General features: G+C 58.8%; 4 protein-coding genes. All 4 read right to left on the minus strand.

The genetic code is table 11. The features are described from left to right. Positions 1-70 precede the first annotated feature (70 nt). Positions 71-493 carry a hypothetical protein gene (locus GIW04_RS30490; protein WP_120249024.1) on the minus strand — a complete coding sequence of 141 codons (423 nt, stop codon included), beginning with the start codon at positions 491-493 and terminating at the stop codon, positions 71-73. 177 nt (positions 494-670) lie between these two features. After that, positions 671-814, minus strand: coding sequence for a hypothetical protein (locus tag GIW04_RS30495; RefSeq protein ID WP_158497507.1), 144 nt, complete (start codon positions 812-814; stop codon positions 671-673). Positions 815-1,223: 409 nt separating this feature from the next. Next, positions 1,224-1,394, minus strand: a complete 171-nt coding sequence (locus GIW04_RS30500) for a hypothetical protein (RefSeq protein WP_183043807.1) — start codon at positions 1,392-1,394, stop codon at positions 1,224-1,226. Next, on the minus strand, positions 1,378-1,704 hold a 327-nt coding region (locus tag GIW04_RS30505), incomplete at its 5' end, for a hypothetical protein (RefSeq protein ID WP_236479588.1). The genes GIW04_RS30500 and GIW04_RS30505, both read right to left, overlap by 17 nt.

The raw sequence follows: 1,704 nt of genomic DNA on the forward strand, positions 1-1,704 counted from the left end.
ATCTCGTCGAGAGCGGGCTTATCTGGATCTTCAAGCGCAAACAACGCTTTATCGATCTCAACGTAGGGGCTCACAGTTCATTGTCCTCGGCCTGGGCGACAAGAGCGTCATCAGCCAAAGGTTGAAGGAGGCGTTCGGCAATCTCGCCGAGCTTCCCAAGTTGGTGGTCACTCCGGCCAAGCAGCTCCAGTGCTTCCGATTTCACCCTCGAACCCGCCATCCCTGCGATCAGTAAGTAGCCCAGGGCTGGAGTGTCGACGCCGCAGTCGGCCAGAAGGTTGTTGGCGTACTCATCGACAGCCAGTGCGAACTGGTAGGCCGTGACGCCTTGCTGTGGGTGTAGGTGTCGCTTGAACACGACACTGCCACCTCTGGCCAGCTCTTCGGCGGCGTTGTACAGCCATTCGCTGCGAGCCAATTGCTGAGAGGTTTCGCTCACCGGAGGCGGCAGTTGTTCGTCGTGCTCAAACTGAGCCTTGCGTAGTGCTGACATGGTCGCCTCCAAAGTGGCGGGTTGTTCACCTATATTCGTCAACACTCATGCCTCCCGCTGGTTGCCGATGGGCGCGGGGGAGGAGTGCTGACGGGTAGAGGCGGGATAAAGAAAGCCCGGTTGGACGTCCGGGCTTTCACAGATGCCGTAGCTTTGTGCTTGTTTTTGGCGGGACCGTCAGCGCCAGAACGCCGAGAGCCCCGGTCTAGAACGCCAGCGCTCACGATGGAAGCGCAAGGGACCGGTTGGCAGGCCGTCATCAGTTGGCGGTTCTGGCCGCGCATGGCTGAGCGCTGCGCCGATCAGGAACAGTAGGAGCATGGTGATCTCCAGTTAGGGTGTGTGTCGGTCTTTCCCGACTGTCACGGCGCTTGTGCCAGATCAAGGTAGCTCGCCAATACCAGGTTGGCGCTGACCCTGCGCAATGCGGGTTGAGCTATTCGCCGGTGATGCAGGTGGGCGGTTATAGGCCGCAGTTTCGTCCGCATCGGGGTGTGATTTGGTAGGGATTCGAACCCAAAAAAATTACGTCGATTTCGGCAGCGCTACCTAGTCGACACCACCCCGCACGCAGGGCGCCCCTGATCCGCCGAGGCAAACTCCAAATCACACCCCGATGCGCTCTCATAGAGAGGATCGGGTGGGTTAACCGGGTTCGTCCTGACCACCCAGGACCTCAACCATCACCGGTATAGGGCAGTTAGCGACAGGCTGTCGTGGCGCTGGTTGTTCAGTTTGGAAGCGGGTTCTCTGCTTCGTAGCGCAGATTGCTGTCGGCGTCATACCAGCCTGCCACCCAATCGTCACAGAGACTTTCATCAAGATCAGCCCCAGAAATTCTGGACGCGTACCCTTCGTCATATGGAGACTGGTCAGCGTCCTCATCAACAATTCGAATCATCGTTTAGCACTCCATGGGGTTGTTTTCCCGATGCCCACCGCTCTGGATGGGCATCAGTGAAAAGGTCCGTCATGCTGCGAACATCTCTTTGCTGGTGTGGCTGAGGCGAACAGCGCTGGAGTCCGGCGCGTATTGCCGACTCCAGCAGTTCGGCGTCTTGCTCAAGCCCAGGGAATTCCCCGGCAAATTCGCTCACTGCGCCCCGAATCGCTGCCGCTTCGCGCTGCAGTGATGGGATCACGATGTTGAGCATGTTGCCGATCGTGCGCAGATCCAGGCTGCATTCCCGGCAAAGCCGGATGTAGTCGAG

This window comes from Pseudomonas sp. PA-4-8C (assembly GCF_021606625.1).
In the GTDB taxonomy this organism is placed as follows: domain Bacteria; phylum Pseudomonadota; class Gammaproteobacteria; order Pseudomonadales; family Pseudomonadaceae; genus Aquipseudomonas; species Aquipseudomonas lactis.

Excerpts from the sequence above, each read along its gene's own strand:
- GIW04_RS30490 (WP_120249024.1), bottom strand. The coding sequence starts at position 493 with ATGTCAGCACTACGCAAGGCTCAGTTTGAGCACGACGAACAACTGCCG.
- GIW04_RS30500 (WP_183043807.1), bottom strand. The coding sequence starts at position 1,394 with ATGATTCGAATTGTTGATGAGGACGCTGACCAGTCTCCATATGACGAA.
- GIW04_RS30495 (WP_158497507.1), bottom strand. The coding sequence starts at position 814 with ATGCTCCTACTGTTCCTGATCGGCGCAGCGCTCAGCCATGCGCGGCCA.